The sequence below is a fragment of the Rhizobium phaseoli genome (assembly GCF_010668805.1).
Taxonomy (GTDB): Bacteria; Pseudomonadota; Alphaproteobacteria; order Rhizobiales; family Rhizobiaceae; genus Rhizobium; species Rhizobium phaseoli_A.
Genome location: NZ_WUFT01000003.1, coordinates 21,049 through 38,613, shown reverse-complemented (window position 1 = coordinate 38,613; position 17,565 = coordinate 21,049). Strand labels below are relative to the sequence as shown.

Here is a 17,565-nt window from a genome sequence, read left to right as displayed (position 1 = left end):
TGGGTCGCACGGATCCAGATCGTTGCGTCGCATTTTAGTGGAAGTTGCGTCCGCGCGGCATCACCTCAGCGGTTTCCGTTGCGCCGGAATCGCTTGTGGCAACCATCCGTTTTGGCAACTCCGCTCTCTCCTGCGCGAGCTTTTTCTGCCGCTGATCGACACCCGGTCTCAGCACCTCGTCTGCCCGCTCGCAGACGCCGAAACGCCGGGCCTCGCGTTGCAGGATACCGAGCGCCGGCGTCATGTCCTCGATATGCTCGACGACGGTATGGATCACCCCGCTCTGGCTTTGCAGCCTGCCGCGGATTTTCACCAGCCGGGCGCCCATCACGACCGAACGGTATGTGTCGAATATCTTGTTCCAGACGATCGCATTGGCCACCCCGGTTTCGTCCTCAAGCGTCATGAAGATCACCCCTTTGGCCGAACCCGGCCGCTGACGCACCAGCACGAGGCCCGCGATCGTCACCCTATGCCCGTTTGCGACCTTTAAAAGATCGACATTGCGCGTCACGCCAGCATGCCGCAATTCCTCGCGCAGGAAGGAGACCGGATGCGCCTTCAGCGACAGCGAGAGATAACGATAATCCTCGATGACCTGCTCGCCCGGCAGCATTTCCGGCAGCTTCGTTACCGGCTCGATCTGGAGGTCGAGATGACGGGCCTGCTCGAAAAGCGGCAGCTCCTCGGCTGCGCTTTTCACATCCAGCGCCCGCACCGCCCAGAGCGCGTCGCGTCGTGATAGTTTGAGGGATTGGAATGCATCCGCATCCGCCAGTCGTTCGATGACGGATTTCTGCAGGCCGGACCGCAGCCAGAGATCCCGAACGGAACCGTAGCCGTTGCCTCGATTGTTGACGAGCAGCTCCATCTCTTTATCCGAAACGCCCTTGATCTGCCGAAAGCCGAGCCGCACCGCGTGCCGGGCCTTGATGATCCCGCGCATCTCATGATGGCGGAAATCGACGGCATCCGGATCGAAAGCGGCCTCTTCCAGATCGCAGTCCCAGTCGGATTCGTTGATATCGACCGGCAGGATTTTGACCCCGTGCTCGCGTGCATCCCGCACCAGCTGCGCCGGCGCATAAAACCCCATGGGCTGGGAATTCAGCATCGCCGCGCAGAAGACGTCGGGATAATAAGCCTTGAGCCATGAGGAGGCATAGACGAGCAGCGCAAAGGAGGCGGCATGGCTTTCAGGGAAACCATATTCACCGAAACCTTTGATCTGGTTGAAACACTGCTGTGCAAATTCCGGAGCATAACCCTTTGAGGTCATTCCCTCGAGGAACCGCTTCTCGAAATTACCGATCGTACCGGTTCGCTTGAATGTCGCCATCGCTCTGCGAAGCTTGTCGGCTTCCGCAGGTTTGAAGCCTGCAGCGGTGATGGCGATCTGCATCGCCTGTTCCTGGAACAGCGGCACGCCGAGGGTTCTTTCCAGAACCGCTTCCAGCTCCTTGCTCGGATATTCGAGCGGGATATTCTTGGCCCGCTGCTCCCGACGCTTCAGATAGGGATGCACCATATCGCCCTGGATCGGTCCCGGCCGGACGATCGCCACCTCGATGACGAGGTCGTAGAATAGCTTCGGCTTCAGGCGCGGCAGCATGCTCATCTGCGCCCGGCTCTCGATCTGGAAGACGCCGAGCGTATCGGCCCGGCCCATCATCTCGTAAACCGGCCTGCCTTCGTCCCCATGCTCCCGGTTGCCGAGATCTGCGAGCGTCTTCTTCACGTCGTAATGCAGTGCAAGCAGCGAAAAACCCTTCCGCAGGCAAGTCAGCATGCCGAGCGCCAGCACATCCACCTTGAGGATCTTGACGTTGTCGAGATCGTCCTTGTCCCATTCAATCATGTAGCGATCGGGCATCGCCGTTTTCATGATCGGCACCACCTCGTCGAGCCGGTCCCGGGTAATGACGAAACCGCCGACATGCTGGGTGAGGTGGCGGGGGAAGCCGAGAAGCTCGGAGGCATACTTCAGCACGTTCCTGGTGACCGGATCCTTGATATCGAGACCGGCCGCCTTTGCATCCCTCTCGGAAAGATTATCCTCCGACCAGCCCCAGACGAGGCTGCTGATCGCCGACTGGACATCCTCAGACAAGCCGAAGGCCTTGGCGACCTCGCGGCCGGCCGAACGGGTGCGGTAGGTGGTCACTCCCGCCGTCAGCCCGGCATGTTCTCTCTTGTAGGTTCTGTAGATGAACTGGATCACCTCTTCGCGTCGATCATGCTCGAAATCGACATCGATATCCGGCGGTTCGTCACGATCCATCGAAATGAAGCGGTCGAAGAGCAGCGTGCTCTTCTGAGGATCGACTTCCGTAATTTCGAGGCAATAGCAGATGACCGAATTTGCCGCCGATCCGCGCCCCTGGCACAAGACTTTGAGGTCATAACGGGCGTGCTGGATGATCCTGTGAACCGTCAGGAAGTAGGAGGCATAGTTCTTATCGCCGATGAGTTTTAGCTCATAATCGATCTGCGTCGCCACCTTGGGCGGAACACCTTCGGGATAGCGCTTTGCGGCTCCCGCCCTCGTCAGCCTCTCGAGCGTCTGTTGCGGCGTTTCGCCGGGATCGTTTTCAGGCGGATAATTATGCTCCAACTCCTTCAGCGAAAAGGTCAGCTTGCCGAAGAAGGCTTGGCTATTTTCGATCGCACCAGGATAGTCCCGGAAGATCCGGACCATTTCACGTGAATCCTTGAGGTAGCGCTCGGCATTCGGCGCCAGAAGAAATCCGGCTTGCGCTATCTGGACATGCTCCCGGATTGCGATCACCACATCCGAAAGCGGCCGGCGTTCAGGATGATGATATAGCGGCTGGTTGGTCGCAATCAGCGGCACGCGATTGCGTTCCGCAAGCATGGCAAGCACCGCAAAGACCTGCCTGTCACGGCCGTCATAGGCTGGCGCCAGCGCCATGAAAAAATCCTTGCGGAACCGTTTGCGAAACCGTTCCAGATAATCTTCCAGCGCCGACTGGCCCTCCTGATGATCGACAAGGGTGCGATCGGGAACAAGTGCAAGCATCATCTCGTCCCCCCATTCCATCAGCTCCGCTTCCGTCAGGATGCAGCTCCCCTTGACCGCTTCTTCCTTCAGATTGCCGGCGCTGAGAAGACGGCAGAGATTTGCCCAGCCGCGCCGGTTGCGTGGATAGGCGAGGATATCCGGCGTGCTATCGGAAAAAACGAGACGGGCGCCCGGCTGAACCCGGATGGGATCGAGAATCGTTTCTTTTTTCCCTTGCTTCTCCGCTTCGGCCATAATCGCATCGCTGTTCCTGTATCTCTCCTCGAGCTGCGCCGCCTGCGCATGCGCCCTGACCACCCCGGCAACCGAATTCCGATCCGCAATCCCGAGCCCGCCGAGCCGGAGATGAGCGGCCTGCACGACCATTTCTTCCGGACTGGAGGCGCCTTCGAGAAACGAAAAATTCGTTCTCACGCCGATCTCGAAAAATGCGGACCCGCTTTTCATGCAAACACACCGTGCATGAACCAGCGGGGATCGAGTTCCCGGCCGTAGAAACCGCGACGGAAGATCCAGAAGCGATGTCCCGTCTCGTCCTCGATGCGGAAATAATCACGCGCCTCCGCGTCATCCCCGTCGATCCACCACTCCATGGCAATCCGCTCCGGCCCTTCGCTTCTTGCCACCTGATGCTGCATGCGCCGCCAGCGGAAAACCTGCGGCGGGCCATCGGGCACTTCGGCAAGCATGATCTCGACCGGCTCCGGTGTGGCGAAGAGCCGTAACGGGCGCTCTTGGCGGAAAGGAAGTTGAACTTCCTGCGCCTGCGCCGCCTTCCGCCTGGGAAGGCTATCCATCACAGGAACGGTAATGACGGCGCGTTCCGGCACATGGCTCTCGCGGAGCTGGAAACTTTGCAGGCAATCCGCGCCAAGCCGGGCCGAGACCCGATCGACGAAGGCCGAAAGCGAGATTTCTCCCTGTCGGTCGCCCTCGAAATCGGCCTGTGCCTCGTTGAAGGGATCATGTCGCAACACATTCAACCGCAGGATTTCGAAACCATAGCCGGCATCGAGATCGTCATAAACCGCCTGCAATCGCTCGGAAAACAGCCCGGCAATGAACTTTGGTTCGCGAAGCGGCTGCGAAGCGCCGACGGAGATACGAAAGACCCTGCCGTCGACCCGGAACAGCACCAGTTCGAACACCCGCCCGCCGGCGCCTCGCGCCTCCAGCGACGGCTGCAGCGACACGGCGACCTGCCTGGTGACGGCAAGGATCTGTTCTTCCGTCCCGATCGGCTCGATCAGGCGGCTTTCGGCCGAGAGGCTGGCAACCGGACGCCGGGGCGAGACCGGCTCCTCTTCACGTCCCAGCGCCTGATCGAGACGCAGAAGCAGCCCCGGGCCGAACCGGCGGGTCAGCGGCGCGCGCGGTGCATCGATGACGTCGCCGACATATTTCAGACCGAGCTTCTTCAGGGCATCGACGGTCTGTGCTTCCAGCCGCAAGGCCGCAACCGGCAAGGGCAGCAGCACATGCTCCGTCTCCTCGTCCTCGATCACGCCGCCTTGCCCGAAGCGCGACGCGGCCCAGGAAAGGCCTGACGACGACGAGATCGCCCCGCGCGCATCGAACCCCATATGAAAAAGCCGCGACAGCACATCCTTGAGAAGCGCCTTTTCTCCGCCGAAGAGATGGGCGCAGCCGCTAATGTCGAGAAACAGCCCGTCCTTGCCGTCGAACGCCACCAGCGGCGTATAGCGGTCGCACCAGTCGGCAATGGCCTCCAGCAACCGGCGGTCGGCCGCCGGATCCTCTTCCGCGACCTCGAGCATCGGGTACATGGCGCGCGCTTCGGCAACACCTTGCTCCTTTTTCAGGCCCAGCCTCTCGGCCAACTCGTCCAGGGCCGTCAGCCGCATGGCATTGTTGAGCTTGCCGGAACAGACGATAGGCGGCGTATCAGGACGCCCTTTCGAACGCCAGGAGAGTCCCCACCGCCTGCGAGCGATGCGGTCCGTTGGCAGATGCGGGAAACTGAGCGCCAGAATGCGCTGACTGTTCGCCTGGAGGACGAACGAGGTTTGGTTCGGCGACAGGGAGAAATTCGCGTTCATGGGGGTTCCACTCCAGAAAAAAGGAGAGCGGGGCCGGATTGCGGCTCTTCTCCAGCGTGAGACGGAAAATCGGATTGCCGACGCTGCCGGAAAGCTTCGATCCATCCGGCAATGGCCGCAGACCGGACGGGGCCGGTTCGACATGCAGACGGAAGGCCGCGCTGCTTGCCTCCTCCGCTCCGGCCTGGCGCACAATAAAGAGCGGACGGCGGGCAGCACGCGCCCGAAGACTGAGCCTGCGGCTTTCCGTCAGGCCGAAATGGGCGGGATTGCCGCGCACTTCGAAGATGACGGCTGAGAAAGCAGCGCTTTCCACCGCCGCCTCCACCAGCCAGAGCGCCTCCTCCAGCTTGCGCGGCGCCGCATGGAGAAACCGCTCCGGGCTCAGCCCGAAATCCAGAAGCCCGGGGGCATAGGGACGACCGGCCTCCAGCGTGCCGACAGCATCGCCGATCCAAAGGAACGGCGAAAGCCTGCCGGCATCCGCTTCTTGGCTCTGCAGCCGCGCGGCGACAGCCATTGCCAGCCCGCTGGCCGCACCTGCATCGCGAGACAGAACCGAGCGGAATTCGGTGATTGCATCGAGCGGCAGGCCGCCTTCCAGCGCCTCATCAAGACATTCCACCCCAAACGTTAGCGGCGGCAGAACGCGTCTCCGGGGCGTCTTGCCGCTTTCCGCCAGGGCTTCCCGCTCGGCCGCCGCAAGCGCCGGCGCCGGCTTCCCCTCCAGTCTGGCGATGGTTTCGCGGAGCGCAAAAAGCCGCTCGCGCGCCAGGGCGTGCTGCGCCATGGCGTTCTCCAATCCGTCTTGTTCCTGTTATGTTCTTATAGATCCCAGAGAGCTAATGAAGAGTCAACGGCCATTTTATATGAATTTATTCCTGCCTTTGATTCCGCACTCGAAAATCGGCGAGAAAGGTTCTATATGGCCCGCAAAGGAAGGATTATTCATGGCCCGCATAGACCAGAGCGATGATTGGCGGGACCGCCATGCGCCGACGATCAGCGCCTTCGAGTCGCTGGCCATGGAGGCCTACAGCCATCTGCCGGAAGAATTCCGCCAGCTGACCACCAACCTGACGATCGAGATCGAAGATTTCCCCGATGACGACGTGTTCGAGGACATGGCGCTGGAAACCCCTTTCGATCTGCTTGGTCTGTTCGAGGGCAGGGGCATTTCCGAACGTTTCACAGTGGAAACCGGCGAGATGCCCAACCGCATCCGCCTCTACCGGCGCCCCATTCTCGATTACTGGGCTGAGAATGACGAGACGCTCGGCGACATCATCACCCACGTCCTGATCCACGAAATCGGCCACCATTTCGGTCTGAGCGACGATGATATGGAGCGGATCGAGGAAAGCGCCGAGGAAGCCGCCGATCGCTAGCGCATCGGCCCGAAAATCGGAATTTTCGGATAGCACGATGCGTAGATTCAAACTGTTACAGCGTCCTTTCCGCGTCTGATAAGACGCGCGGCGCTGTAATGCATGTCGCCCGGAAGTGTGCAGCGGTTCCGGGATAACGACACGCATAAAACAAAGAGCTGAAACACCGCGCGTCCGGCAGGACACGTTATTGCTCGGAGAGCTTTATCTCCGGATGATAATCCTTGCCTTCGACAGTCTTGACGACGGCCTGGCCGCACTGCATCGCGCCGGTCGCGGCATTGAAGGCATAGGTCGGCGAGCCCTCCAGCGACCAGCCCTTGTTGAGGGCGGCGGTGACCTTGTGGCAGAAGGAAGCATCGTCGGGACCGGTCAGGAAGCGGTAGAGTTTCATCAGGCGGGCTTTCTTGCAGAAATCAGGCGAGCTTTATGAACCAGAGCTTCGGCTTGGACAAGATGCAGCCGCTCGATCATCCGCCCACCGGAATTGATGACGTTCAAACCAGCGGAAGCGGGGTCGGCAAAGGCCGATATGATCGCCTCCGCTTCCGCAATCGCCGCCGGATCCGGGCCGAAATGGCGGTTGGCAGGCTCGATCTGGATGGGGTGGATCAGCATCTTGCCGGCAAAGCCCATGGCCCGGCCCTGCAGGCATTCGGCATCGAACCCCTGTTCGTCCCTGAAATCGTTGAAGACGCTGTCGATCGCATCGAGCCCGTAAGCGCTGACCGCCAGGACGACCTGCATCAGCCACGGCACGAGATAAGTCCGCCCCGGCTGCGCCGGCACGCCTGTTTCCTTGCGCAAGTCGTTGAGCCCGACGACGAGGCAATCGAGCCGCGAGCCCATCGTGCGCCCGGCTTCCGCAATCGCCGCTGCATTCAGGATGCCGCGCGGCGTCTCGATCATCGCCCAGATGCGCAGATCGTCCGGCGCATCCGCTTCGAAGAGAAGGTCGCTGATATCAGTGATATCCTTCGGTTCGTCGACCTTCGGCAGCAGCACGGCATCGGGACCAAGCACCGTTACCAGCTCCATGTCGGCCGGGCCGAAATCCGATGCCAGGCTGTTGATGCGGATGATCCGCTCCTTGTTTTCGAGCGGCCGATCCGAAAAGAAGCGCCGCAGGTTTTCCCGCGCTTGCCCCTTCTTTTCCGGCGCCACGGAATCTTCGAGATCGAAGATCACCGCATCGCAATCGAGCGCATGGGTCTTTTCGAGGGCACGCAGATTGATGGCGGGAACGCTCAGCACCGAACGGCGCAGGCGGGCGGAGCGGGTCGCGGGGTTTCGGCTCATGGCCGAATTAGTGCCAAGCTTTGAAGGCCGAAGCAAGCAGCCCGCCCCGGAACGACCCGCAGAACAACAAAAAGCCATGCTTGCCTTGCAGAGAGGAAAGAGAAGGACCACATTCCTTTTCGAAGAAAGGTCTCAAACCCATGCAGAACATTCGCTCCATCTTCTTCATGCTCGCCGGCGCCACCGTTTTCGTGGCCATGCTGCTTTTCACCTTCTCGGTGACGCTTGCCGTCGGCGGCATCCTGACCGTGCTTATGGTCGGACGCGCGCTTTCGATGAAGATGAAGCCCGCCCCGGTCCGCGCCAAGGCAAATAACGGTAAGCCGGAGATGCGCATCTGGAACGACGGCCGCGGCACGATCATCGATCTCTAAGCAGCTCACGCTAAAAAAACCGACCGACACTGTCGCATCATGTTTCTATCATACGTCTTTGAAGCAGCCGGGCATTCTGCCGGCGTTTCAAAACGAATGGAGGACGAGCATGGATGCGACGACGGAAAACAATCCGGTCAAGATGCCGCCGGTCAAGAACGGCCTGCTTCCCTATCTGACGGTCGGTGGCGCGATCAAAGCCGCGGAATTCTACAAAAAAGCCTTCGGCGCCGAAGAAGCCTATATCGTGCCGGTCGACGAAAGCGGCCGGACGATGCATGTGCATCTCTACATCAACGGCAGTTCCCTCATGCTGTCGGATGCCTATCCCGAATACGGCCATCCCTTCAAAGGCCATGAAGGCTTTGCCATCCAGCTGGTTATCGACGATATCGATTTCTGGTGGGAGCGCGCGGTCGCCGCCGGTGCCGAGGTCGTCATGCCCATCGAACTGATGTTCTGGGGCGACCGCTACGGCCAGCTTCGCGACCCGTTCGGCGTCCTCTGGGGCCTGAACGCGCCGACCAAGTAACGGCACATACGCAGAGGGCCGGCCCCGCGAACGTCGCGTGGCCGCTATTTAAAAGCATGTCGCGCAAAAGTGTGCAGCGGTTTTGCCAGGCAAAGCGCTAAGCGCTTTTGCCGCAAACGACATGCGGGAAGCAAAGACCTAAAGCGTGACAAGCGATCTGAAAGATCGTGACACGCTTTAGAAAGATTCTCCTTCATTTCGGCGGAAAACTGGACTAGATGCAAAATCAGGAAGTAGATTTGCTGAAATGGAGCATGGGTCATGGATAAATTCGTGAAGCTCACGGGCGTTGCAGCGCCCTTGCCGGTCGTCAACGTCGACACCGACATGATCATCCCGAAGGATTATCTGAAGACGATCAAGCGCACCGGCCTCGGCACCGGCCTTTTCGCCGAAGCCCGTTACAACGAGGACGGCTCCGAAAACCCCGATTTCGTGCTGAACAAGCCGGCCTACCGCGATGCCAAGATCCTGGTCGCCGGCGACAATTTCGGCTGCGGCTCCTCGCGCGAGCACGCGCCCTGGGCTCTGCTCGATTTCGGCATCCGCTGCGTCATCTCGACCAGCTTCGCCGACATTTTCTACAACAACTGCTTCAAGAACGGCATCCTGCCGATCATGGTCAGCCAGGAAAATCTCGACAAGCTGATGGACGACGCCTCGCGCGGCTCCAATGCCATCCTGTCCATCGACCTTGAGAACCTGGAGATCACCGGCCCCGATGGTGGCTTGATCAAGTTCGATCTCGACGAATTCAAGCGCCACTGCCTGCTGAACGGCCTCGACGATATCGGCCTGACCCTGGAAAAGGGCAGGGCGATCGACAGCTTCGAAAAGAAGAACGCCGCTTCGCACCCTTGGGCGGCCTGAGTGCTCTCCAAAAATTATCGATCAAGCCGGGCATCGCCCGGCTTTTTCTTTGATCTCAGATCAGAGAAACTTCTCTTTCCAGAGCCTCAGCTTTTCGAGCGACACGCCGATGCCGCCGCAGACTTCGATGAGCGGATTGTTAAAGCGGGCAAGCAGCCCGGCATGCACATCGGCAACGGCAAGTGCCGCACCGCAGGCCGGCTCGACCAGAATGCGCTGCGCATCGGCAAATTTCAGGCAGGCGGCGACGGCATCGGCGTCGCTAACGACAACGCTTTCGATCGGATGCCGCTTCGGCAGATCGAAGACATGCTGCGCCACCTGCCGCGCGCCGAGCGAAGTGGCAATCGAGGTTATGGCGGCAAGAGTGATACGCTCATTCGCTTCGAGGCTGGCGTTTAGCGAGGCCGCCCCTTCGGTTTCGACGGCGATCACCGGCACATCGGAAAGCCCGTTGCGCTTCAACCCCTCGACAATGCCGGCAAGCAGCCCACCACCGCCGACGCTGGTGACGACACAATCGAATTTCGCACCCTTCGCCACCACCTCGTCGATCAGCGTCGCATGGCCATCCCACAGAAGCGGATGGTCGAAGGGGTGTACATAGGTTGCCTTGCTGCTGTGGGCGAGTTGGACCGCATGGGCATTGGTTTCGTCGAAAACCGAACCATGAACGAGCACTTTCGCGCCGGTTGCGGCAATCGTCTGCCTGATATCGGCGGCCGTCGTCTCCGGCACGACGATGGTAACCGGCACACCGAGCGCCCGGCCGGCATAGGCGGCGGCAATGCCGGCATTGCCGCCGGACGCACAGAAGATCTCGTGCGCACCATTTTCCACCTCATACTGGCAAAGCCTGCCGACGCCGCGCAGCTTGAAGCTGCCGGAAGGCTGCAGCGCATCGAGCTTCAGCCAGAGCGGTTTGCCGCTGGCGCTGTAGCCAGGTGCTGTCTGAACCAAGGGCGTATCGAGATGGAGAGGTGCTAAGGGCATAAGAACCATCCGGGGACAGAAAGGTGGGCTGACCGGTTCTAATCCTTTTGCGGGCACAGGAGCAACCGTCGCAGCTCAAAGCGAACCGTACCGATTCATCGCTTCTCTCGCTTGAAATGCCCATTTCCGGGGTCTAAGAAACCGCAACTTGTTTTTCCCAGGAGGGTTTCATGACTGTGCGCAATCTTTTCCTGCTGCCGGGTGACGGCATCGGTCCCGAGGCCATGGGCGAGGTCCGCAAGATCATCGCCTATATGAACGAGGCGATGAATGGCGGTTTCGTCACCGACGAAGGCCTTGTCGGCGGCTCTGCCTATGATGCCCACGGCGCGGCGATCTCGGAAGCCGACATGCTAAAGGCGCTTGCCGCCGATGCTGTTCTCTTCGGTGCCGTCGGCGGCCCGAAATGGGATAGCGTACCTTACGAAGTGCGCCCGGAAGCCGGCCTGTTACGACTGCGCAAGGATCTACAGCTGTTTGCGAACCTGCGCCCCGCCATCTGCTATCCGGCCCTTGCCGCAGCCTCGTCGCTGAAGCCGGAACTGGTCGAAGGCCTCGACATTCTGATCATCCGCGAGCTGACGGGCGGCGTCTATTTCGGCGAGCCGAAGGAGATCATCGATCTCGGCAACGGCCAGAAGCGCGGCATCGACACGCAGGTCTACGACACCTACGAGATCGAGCGCATCGCCGGCGTCGCCTTCGAAATGGCCCGCACCCGGCAGAACCGCGTCTGCTCGATGGAAAAACGCAACGTCATGAAGTCGGGCGTGCTCTGGAACCAAGTGGTGACCGAGACGCACAAGGCGAAATATTCCGACGTCCAGCTCGAACACATGCTGGCCGATGCCGGCGGCATGCAGCTGGTGCGCCAGCCCAAGCAGTTCGACGTCATCGTCACCGACAATCTCTTCGGCGACATGCTCTCCGACGTCGCCGCCATGTTGACCGGCTCGCTCGGCATGCTGCCGTCGGCCTCGCTGGGTGCGCCTGACGGCAAGACCGGCAAGCGCAAGGCCCTCTACGAGCCGGTGCACGGCTCGGCCCCCGACATTGCCGGCAAGGGCATCGCCAATCCGATCGCCATGATCGCCTCCTTCGCCATGTGCCTTCGTTACTCCTTCAATCTGGTGAAGGAAGCCGACGACCTGGAAAAGGCGATCGCCAACGTGCTCGACAAGGGCATCCGCACCGGCGACATCATGGCCGATGGCGCAAGACAGGTCGGCACCGTCGAGATGGGCGATGCGATTCTCGCCGAGTTCAAGACGCTTTCTGCCTGATATTTCACGTGAAACAGTTCCGGCCCTTCGCATCCCGGATGCGAAGGGCTTTTTAATCCAGGGCCGAGGGCATCGCAACCGCTCGGTCGAATTCTCCGAAACGGACTATTCTCGGCCACAATCTCGTGTATTTTTGCGCCGGATTTCAGCGAGCGCTAAACCCAAACCGGAAGCGATTTTCGCAATGGATGATGCGCCAACTCAAAGTTCGACAGGGTCCTTTGCATGTCTGAAGAGACGCGCGGCGCTGTAGGGCAAAATTCGAACGGACGACGGAATGCGGGCATTTTGGGCTTCCCTGGACAGGCGCTGGCGCCGGAGCGGCGTCGGCATGCCGCCTTTGCGTTGGCAGGCCTGCCTCTTCATCACACTCAATGCCGTGATCCTCTCCATGCTGCTCTTCGATGCGCCGATCGGCGGCAGCGAAGTGCCCGCGCCAGTGAAGCATCTCGGCGAGTTGATGACCGGTTTCGGCGATTCCGCCTGGCTGATCTATACCAGCATCCTGCTGTTCTTTCAGGGCCGGGCCGGATACAAGCTTGTGAAGACGGCGCGCTCCAAGGCGCAGGCGCTTTATGTCAGCTGGATCGGCGCCTATCTCTTTGCCACAGTCGTCTTCTCCGGGCTTCTCGCCAATCTGCTGAAGCGGGCGATCGGCAGGGCGCGTCCCGATCATTTTCACGACTACGGCATATTTTCCTTCACGCCTTTTTCAGGCCATGCCGCTTTCGAAAGTTTCCCGTCCGGCCATTCCACCACGGTCGGCGCCTTCTTCGCCGCCTTTGCCCTGCTGTTTCCGCGCTACCGCATTGTCTTCATCGCCGGCGCGATCTGGCTCGGCATGACGCGTGTCATGGTCGGCGCCCATTATCCGAGCGACGTCATCGCCGGCCTTGCCTTCGGCGGCTGGTTCTCGCTGCTGACGGCGATCATCTTTGCCCGCTGCGGCCTGCTCTTCAAGCTGGGGCCGGATGGCTGGCCGATTGCCAAACACTTCTTCCCTGACATCAAAAAGCCCGGCGCCTTGTGAGCGCCGGGCCGCTTTTCTCAAGCGCCTCAATCCCCGCTCAATCCATGGCGTGAATATCCCTGTTCTTCGTTTCCGGCAGGAAGAGCAGGCCGATCACCAGCGTGATCGACGCAAAGACGATCGGATACCAGAGACCGTAATAGATATCGCCCGCAGCCGCGCTCATCGCGAAGGCCGTCGCCGGCAGCAAGCCGCCGAACCAGCCGTTGCCGATGTGATAGGGCAGCGACATGCCGGTATAACGGATGCGGGTCGGGAACAGCTCGACCAGCAGAGCGGCGATCGGTCCGTAGACCATCGTCACATAGAGGACGAGCACGAACAATATGGCGATCGTACCGGTCCAATTGACCCGGGCAGGGTCGGCGGTCATGGCGAAGCTGCCGCCATTGGCGACATTGTAGACCGCCATGTCGGTGACGCCATTGGCCTCATCCGCCGTCAGCAGCTTGGTCTCAACCAGCTTCGCCGCCGGTACGGTTTCCTTCTCGCCGGCACGCACGGTATCGGCATTGAGCGACAGTTCCGGATTCGCCGCGATAAAGGCATCGAGCTTGGCATCCGGCACCTTGACGGCGCCGCGCTTCAGCGGATAGCCGGCATCATGGAGCGCGATGTTGACGCCCTTCTCGAAGGCGGCGGTCATGCCCTTGGCCTTGTCGCCGGCGGTGACGACGTCGAAGCTCGCAATCGTCCCGTTGCCAACCTTCACCGTTGCCGGCTGACCGGCGGGGCCAGGAACGACGTCATAAGGCACCGAGTTTTTCGTCAGGAATGCCGTCGCCACGTCGCAGGAATTGGTGAACTTCGACGTGCCGGTCGGATTGAACTGGAATTTGCAATCCGTCGGATCGGCCGTAACCGTTGCCCGGATCGAGGCCTGTGCTTCGGCAAGCGCCGGGTTCGCCGTCCAGGTCATCGCCTTGAACAGCGGATTATAGGTCACCGCCGCGATGAGAAGGCCTGCCATGATGATCGGCTTGCGGCCGATCCTGTCGGAGAGGCCGCCGAAGATGACGAAGAACGGCGTGGCGAGGATGAGCGCCACGGCGACCATGATATTGGCCGACTGCAGGTCCACCTTCAGCACGTTCTGCAGGAAGAACAGTGCGTAGAACTGACCGCCGTACCAGACGACCGCCTGGCCCATGGTGGCGCCGAGAAGCGCGATGAGCGCGATCTTGGCATTCTTCCATGTTCCGAAGGCTTCGGTCAGCGGTGCCTTGGAGCCCTTGCCTTCCGCCTTCATCTTCTGGAAGGCCGGCGATTCGTTCATCCTCAAGCGGATCCAGACCGAAACGCCGAGCAGAACGACCGAGACCAGGAACGGAATGCGCCAGCCCCAGGCGGCGAATTGAACCGCGCCCATCAGATATTGCACCAGGACGATGACGATCAGCGACAGGAACAGGCCGAGCGTCGCCGTCGTCTGGATCCATGAGGTGAAGTAACCGCGGCGCCCGTTCGGCGCATGTTCGGCGACATAGGTGGCAGCGCCGCCATATTCACCGCCAAGCGCCAGACCCTGGAGCAGGCGCAGCCCGATCAGGATGATCGGCGCCGCAATGCCGATGGTGGCAGCCCCCGGCAGGATGCCGACCAGGAAAGTCGACAGACCCATGATCATGATCGTCACCAGGAAGGTGTATTTGCGGCCGACGAGATCGCCGAGACGGCCGAACACCAGCGCACCGAAGGGACGCACCAGGAAGCCGGCGGCAAAGGCGAGCAGCGTGAAGATGTTGCGCGTCGCCTCGGGATATTGGGTGAAATAGGTCGCGCCGATATAGGTGGCGAGTGAACCGTAGAGATAGAAATCATACCATTCGAAAACGGTGCCGAGCGAAGAAGCGAAGATGACCTTCTTCTCCTCCCTCGTCATCGGACCGGCCTTCGCGCCGTCGATGCTTGCGACATTTGCCATTGTCTGTCCTCCACAGAGTGATGAAAACGCGCGCGACCTGCTCTCCTCAAAGCAGACCCCTGGCCGCGACACGCCTGACGAGAGTGTGCCAGAAACGACAGATCAAAAAGAGAGAGGCTTTGGGATTATGACTTTAGTCTAACGCTGGCGAGCTTTTTCAGCCAGCGGAGCGATCTTCCAGCCCGGGTTACGCCCTCAGCGCTTGGGCGGGCGATTGCCGGTAGGCAAGCACGGCCGGCAGCGCGGCAAGAAGTGTGGCAAAGGCGAGCAGCACCGCCGCAAGCCCGGCGTCGTCACGGACGAAGCCGACCGGCATGGTGATCCCGCTCGTTTGCGAGACCATGGCGGATAAGGTCAGCGCCGCGGCATAACCGAACACGAATCCGAGCCCGATGCCGAATGCCACCAGGAAGAAGAATTCCAGCCAGACGATGCCGAAAATCGCGCCGCGCGGAGCGCCGAAAGCCCTCAGCGCGCCGATCTGGCGGCGGCGCTGGCCGATATGGATGACCGTGACCAGCACCAGCGAGGCTGCGACGAGCGCTTGCGCGCCGGCGGCAACCGCGACGAGGATCTGCTTGGCGTCGCCGAGCGTGGCGTAAAGATTGGTCAGCACCTCGCCGGGGAAGACGGCGACGGTATTGCCGCTGCGATAGTCCTGCCGCAGCTTGTAAGCATCGGCGATCGTCTTCGGTTTTACCAGGATGGCGGGAAGGCCCGGAGCATCCGCAGCCCATTTCTCGTCAAGTACGGCATCCGGGTCGATCTCGCCGTGATGCTCATGCTGATCGTGATCGGCGCCGGCATGCTCATGACCGTGTCCGGCCGACCCGGCGCTTTCATGTTCGCCCGCCCCCAGGCCATGGATATGCCAGACGGCCTGGATCGGAACCAGAATGGCGCGATCCCAGGCGGTGCCCGTCGGCCGCAAGCGGCCGGCGATATGATAGACGAGTTCGGTATGGGTCTCGCCGCCCTCTTCCGCAGAACCGTGCATCGGCTTGATCTCAGCCCCGAGCGACAGCTTGACGGCGGAGCCGATCACCGCCTCCCCCTCGCGCGCGAAAACCTTGCCCTCGGCAAAGCCGCCGGACAGCTTGTCCGCCAGCGTCACCGTCGTCCCGACGATCGGATAGCCGGAGAAGGAATCGCCGAAGCCGATCGGGGCTGCCCAGTCGACGCGCGGATCGGCGGCGAGCCTGGCCAGCACGTCGCCCGGCATCAGTGGCAAAGGCGAGGGCTGCAGGAAGACGGAGGACAGCACCAGCTGCGTCTCGCTGCCGCCGGCGCCGATGACGAGGTCGAACTTGTCGGCGGCGCGCGCGCTGCCGAGACGTAGCGCCCGCTCCTGCAGCACGACGCAAACGCCGAGCGCCGTCGCCAGCGCCACCAGCAGCACGACCACCAGCGATCCCGCCCAGAGGCGGCGAAGATCGGCAAGGATGAAGCGGATCATGCAGCTTCTCCCGCCGTTGCAACGGAATCGTCCCTGATCCGGCCGGAGCCGAAGGTGATGCGCCGGTCGAGGCGGCTGGCCAGGCGCAGATCATGAGAAATGACGATCAGCGTGCTGCCTTCGGCCGCGGCAAGATCGAGGATGAGGTCGCCGACGGTCTCGCCGCTTTCGGCATCGAGGCTCGCCGTCGGCTCGTCGGCGATGATGACGCCGGGCTTGCGCAGCAGCGCCCGGGCAATCGCCACGCGCTGCATCTCGCCGCGCGACATGGTTTCGATCTTCTGGCCCGGGCGGGCAAGGTCGACCGTGCTCAAAAGCGCATGCGCCCGCTCGATGACGGCGGCGGTGGCGGCCCTAGCTAGCCGCGCCGGCAAAAGCACGTTTTCCAGCGCCGACAGGCCGGGGAAAAGATGAAACTCCTGCATGACCAGGCCGATATTGGCGGCGCGGAACCGGTCACGCCGGCTCTCGGAAAAACTGGCGATATCCTCGCCGTTCCAGCGGATGCGGCCCTGGCGTGTTCTCTCCAGTCCGGCAACGATATTGACGAAGGTGCTCTTGCCGGAACCGGACGCGCCTGTAATGGCGACCCTGCTGCCGGCATCGATCGACAGATGGCCGATCGCCAGCGCCGGCGAGGACAGGCCCGGGAAGGTGACATCAAGGTTTTCGATATCAAGAGCGAGCATATCGGATCAGACGGAAAAATATTCGGCCTGGCGGATGCGCAACAGGCTGACGAAGCCGGTTTCCGGATCCGTCCAGGAGCCGTATTCCAGCGTGCCGCGCACTTCGATCGTCTGGCGCGGCTGCACGAAGGTCTGCTTCTCCAAGAGGTAGACGACGACGATATTGTCCGGCCAGTCCGCATCCGAGGAGCAGAAGGGGCAGAGCGACATCGGCACTTCGGTCAGCACGAAGAACTGCGCCTCAGCCTTCAGCGGCGGCGCCATAAAACCTTTGATGCTGATTTCCTGGCCGGCAAGGCGCTTCACCTTGTCGGAAAATTCGAGGCCGAGCACGCCGAACTTGCCGTAGAGTTCGTCGAAGGAGAGCGAGGGTTCGGCAGCGCGAACGACGGAAGCGGTAAAGGGAAGCGCAACAGCGGCGCCGATCAACCGGCGGCGGCTGAGATGCAGCGAAGAAAATATATCCATGGCGACCTCCGGGAAACAAATCCCGGCCGCTGACGGCCGGGACCATGATCGATGAAAGCGGCAAGGCCGGCAAACGGCCCTGCAACATCGGCCAGAGCATGATGCCGAAAAGTGTGAGCGGTTTTCGGACGACATCATGCTCTATTTCTTTGATTT

General features: G+C 61.2%; 16 protein-coding genes. 6 read left to right on the top strand and 10 right to left on the bottom strand.

The genetic code is table 11. The features are described 5' to 3' along the window. Window positions 1-34: 34 nt before the first annotated feature. From GR197_RS05300 to GR197_RS32260, 3 genes are read right to left on the bottom strand one after another with little or no spacing between them, the layout of a single operon-like run. Complete coding sequence (locus tag GR197_RS05300) at window positions 35-3,490, bottom strand: error-prone DNA polymerase (protein WP_164007309.1); 3,456 nt, start codon at window positions 3,488-3,490, stop codon at window positions 35-37. Continuing rightward, window positions 3,487-4,938 (bottom strand): Y-family DNA polymerase, encoded by a 1,452-nt coding sequence (locus tag GR197_RS05295; RefSeq protein ID WP_348643246.1) that lies wholly within the window; start codon window positions 4,936-4,938, stop codon window positions 3,487-3,489. The genes GR197_RS05300 and GR197_RS05295 overlap by 4 nt, the downstream gene beginning before the upstream one ends. Before the next feature lie 10 nt (window positions 4,939-4,948). Beyond that, complete coding sequence (locus tag GR197_RS32260; protein ID WP_246724493.1) at window positions 4,949-5,893, bottom strand: ImuA family protein; 945 nt, start codon at window positions 5,891-5,893, stop codon at window positions 4,949-4,951. A 160-nt stretch (window positions 5,894-6,053) separates the two neighbouring features. On the opposite strand from GR197_RS32260, the gene GR197_RS05290 reads away from it, so the two are divergent. Next, window positions 6,054-6,491, top strand: a complete 438-nt coding sequence (locus GR197_RS05290; RefSeq protein ID WP_164007305.1) for a metallopeptidase family protein — start codon at window positions 6,054-6,056, stop codon at window positions 6,489-6,491. Window positions 6,492-6,678: 187 nt separating this feature from the next. Here the strand turns inward: GR197_RS05290 and GR197_RS05285 are convergent, their stop codons facing one another. Both GR197_RS05285 and GR197_RS05280 read right to left on the bottom strand, forming a co-directional pair. Then, complete coding sequence (locus GR197_RS05285) at window positions 6,679-6,885, bottom strand: DUF1737 domain-containing protein (protein ID WP_003589581.1); 207 nt, start codon at window positions 6,883-6,885, stop codon at window positions 6,679-6,681. Further along, entirely contained in the window at window positions 6,885-7,790 is a 906-nt protein-coding gene (locus tag GR197_RS05280) for an HpcH/HpaI aldolase/citrate lyase family protein (RefSeq protein WP_164007303.1), read from the bottom strand. The genes GR197_RS05285 and GR197_RS05280 overlap by 1 nt, the downstream gene beginning before the upstream one ends. Before the next feature lie 140 nt (window positions 7,791-7,930). Here GR197_RS05280 and GR197_RS05275 point away from each other — a divergent pair, with 140 nt between their 5' ends. The 3 genes from GR197_RS05275 to leuD all read left to right on the top strand — a co-directional run bounded on the left by GR197_RS05275 (window position 7,931) and on the right by leuD (window position 9,566). Beyond that, on the top strand, window positions 7,931-8,164 hold the full coding sequence (locus GR197_RS05275) for a hypothetical protein (RefSeq protein WP_164007301.1): 234 nt from the start codon (window positions 7,931-7,933) through the stop codon (window positions 8,162-8,164). Window positions 8,165-8,273: 109 nt separating this feature from the next. Next, entirely contained in the window at window positions 8,274-8,696 is a 423-nt protein-coding gene (locus GR197_RS05270; protein WP_164007299.1) for a VOC family protein, read from the top strand. Window positions 8,697-8,957: 261 nt separating this feature from the next. Beyond that, window positions 8,958-9,566, top strand: coding sequence for a 3-isopropylmalate dehydratase small subunit (gene leuD, locus GR197_RS05265; RefSeq protein ID WP_164007297.1), 609 nt, complete (start codon window positions 8,958-8,960; stop codon window positions 9,564-9,566). A 60-nt stretch (window positions 9,567-9,626) separates the two neighbouring features. On the opposite strand, the gene GR197_RS05260 is transcribed toward leuD, so the two are convergent. Continuing rightward, window positions 9,627-10,559, bottom strand: coding sequence for a pyridoxal-phosphate dependent enzyme (locus tag GR197_RS05260; protein ID WP_164007295.1), 933 nt, complete (start codon window positions 10,557-10,559; stop codon window positions 9,627-9,629). Between the two features lie 170 nt (window positions 10,560-10,729). Between GR197_RS05260 and leuB the strand changes: the two genes are divergently transcribed. Both leuB and lpxE read left to right on the top strand, forming a co-directional pair. Further along, the gene (gene leuB / locus GR197_RS05255) at window positions 10,730-11,842 is read left to right on the top strand and encodes a 3-isopropylmalate dehydrogenase (RefSeq protein ID WP_164007294.1); all 1,113 of its coding nucleotides are present in this window, start codon (window positions 10,730-10,732) and stop codon (window positions 11,840-11,842) included. Between the two features lie 277 nt (window positions 11,843-12,119). Further along, window positions 12,120-12,872, top strand: a complete 753-nt coding sequence (gene lpxE / locus GR197_RS05250) for a phosphatase PAP2 family protein (protein ID WP_204330075.1) — start codon at window positions 12,120-12,122, stop codon at window positions 12,870-12,872. A 37-nt stretch (window positions 12,873-12,909) separates the two neighbouring features. Here lpxE and GR197_RS05245 read toward each other — a convergent pair whose 3' ends face one another. The 4 genes from GR197_RS05245 to GR197_RS05230 all read right to left on the bottom strand — a co-directional run bounded on the left by GR197_RS05245 (window position 12,910) and on the right by GR197_RS05230 (window position 17,409). Further along, on the bottom strand, window positions 12,910-14,796 hold the full coding sequence (locus tag GR197_RS05245; protein WP_164007289.1) for an MFS transporter: 1,887 nt from the start codon (window positions 14,794-14,796) through the stop codon (window positions 12,910-12,912). Window positions 14,797-14,983: 187 nt separating this feature from the next. Further along, window positions 14,984-16,252 (bottom strand): FtsX-like permease family protein, encoded by a 1,269-nt coding sequence (locus GR197_RS05240; RefSeq protein ID WP_164007286.1) that lies wholly within the window; start codon window positions 16,250-16,252, stop codon window positions 14,984-14,986. Next, the gene (locus tag GR197_RS05235; protein ID WP_164007284.1) at window positions 16,249-16,941 is read right to left on the bottom strand and encodes an ABC transporter ATP-binding protein; all 693 of its coding nucleotides are present in this window, start codon (window positions 16,939-16,941) and stop codon (window positions 16,249-16,251) included. Before GR197_RS05235 ends, GR197_RS05240 begins: the two co-directional genes overlap by 4 nt. 6 nt (window positions 16,942-16,947) lie before the next feature. Then, window positions 16,948-17,409 carry a hypothetical protein gene (locus GR197_RS05230; RefSeq protein ID WP_164007282.1) on the bottom strand — a complete coding sequence of 154 codons (462 nt, stop codon included), beginning with the start codon at window positions 17,407-17,409 and terminating at the stop codon, window positions 16,948-16,950. Window positions 17,410-17,565 lie beyond the last annotated feature (156 nt).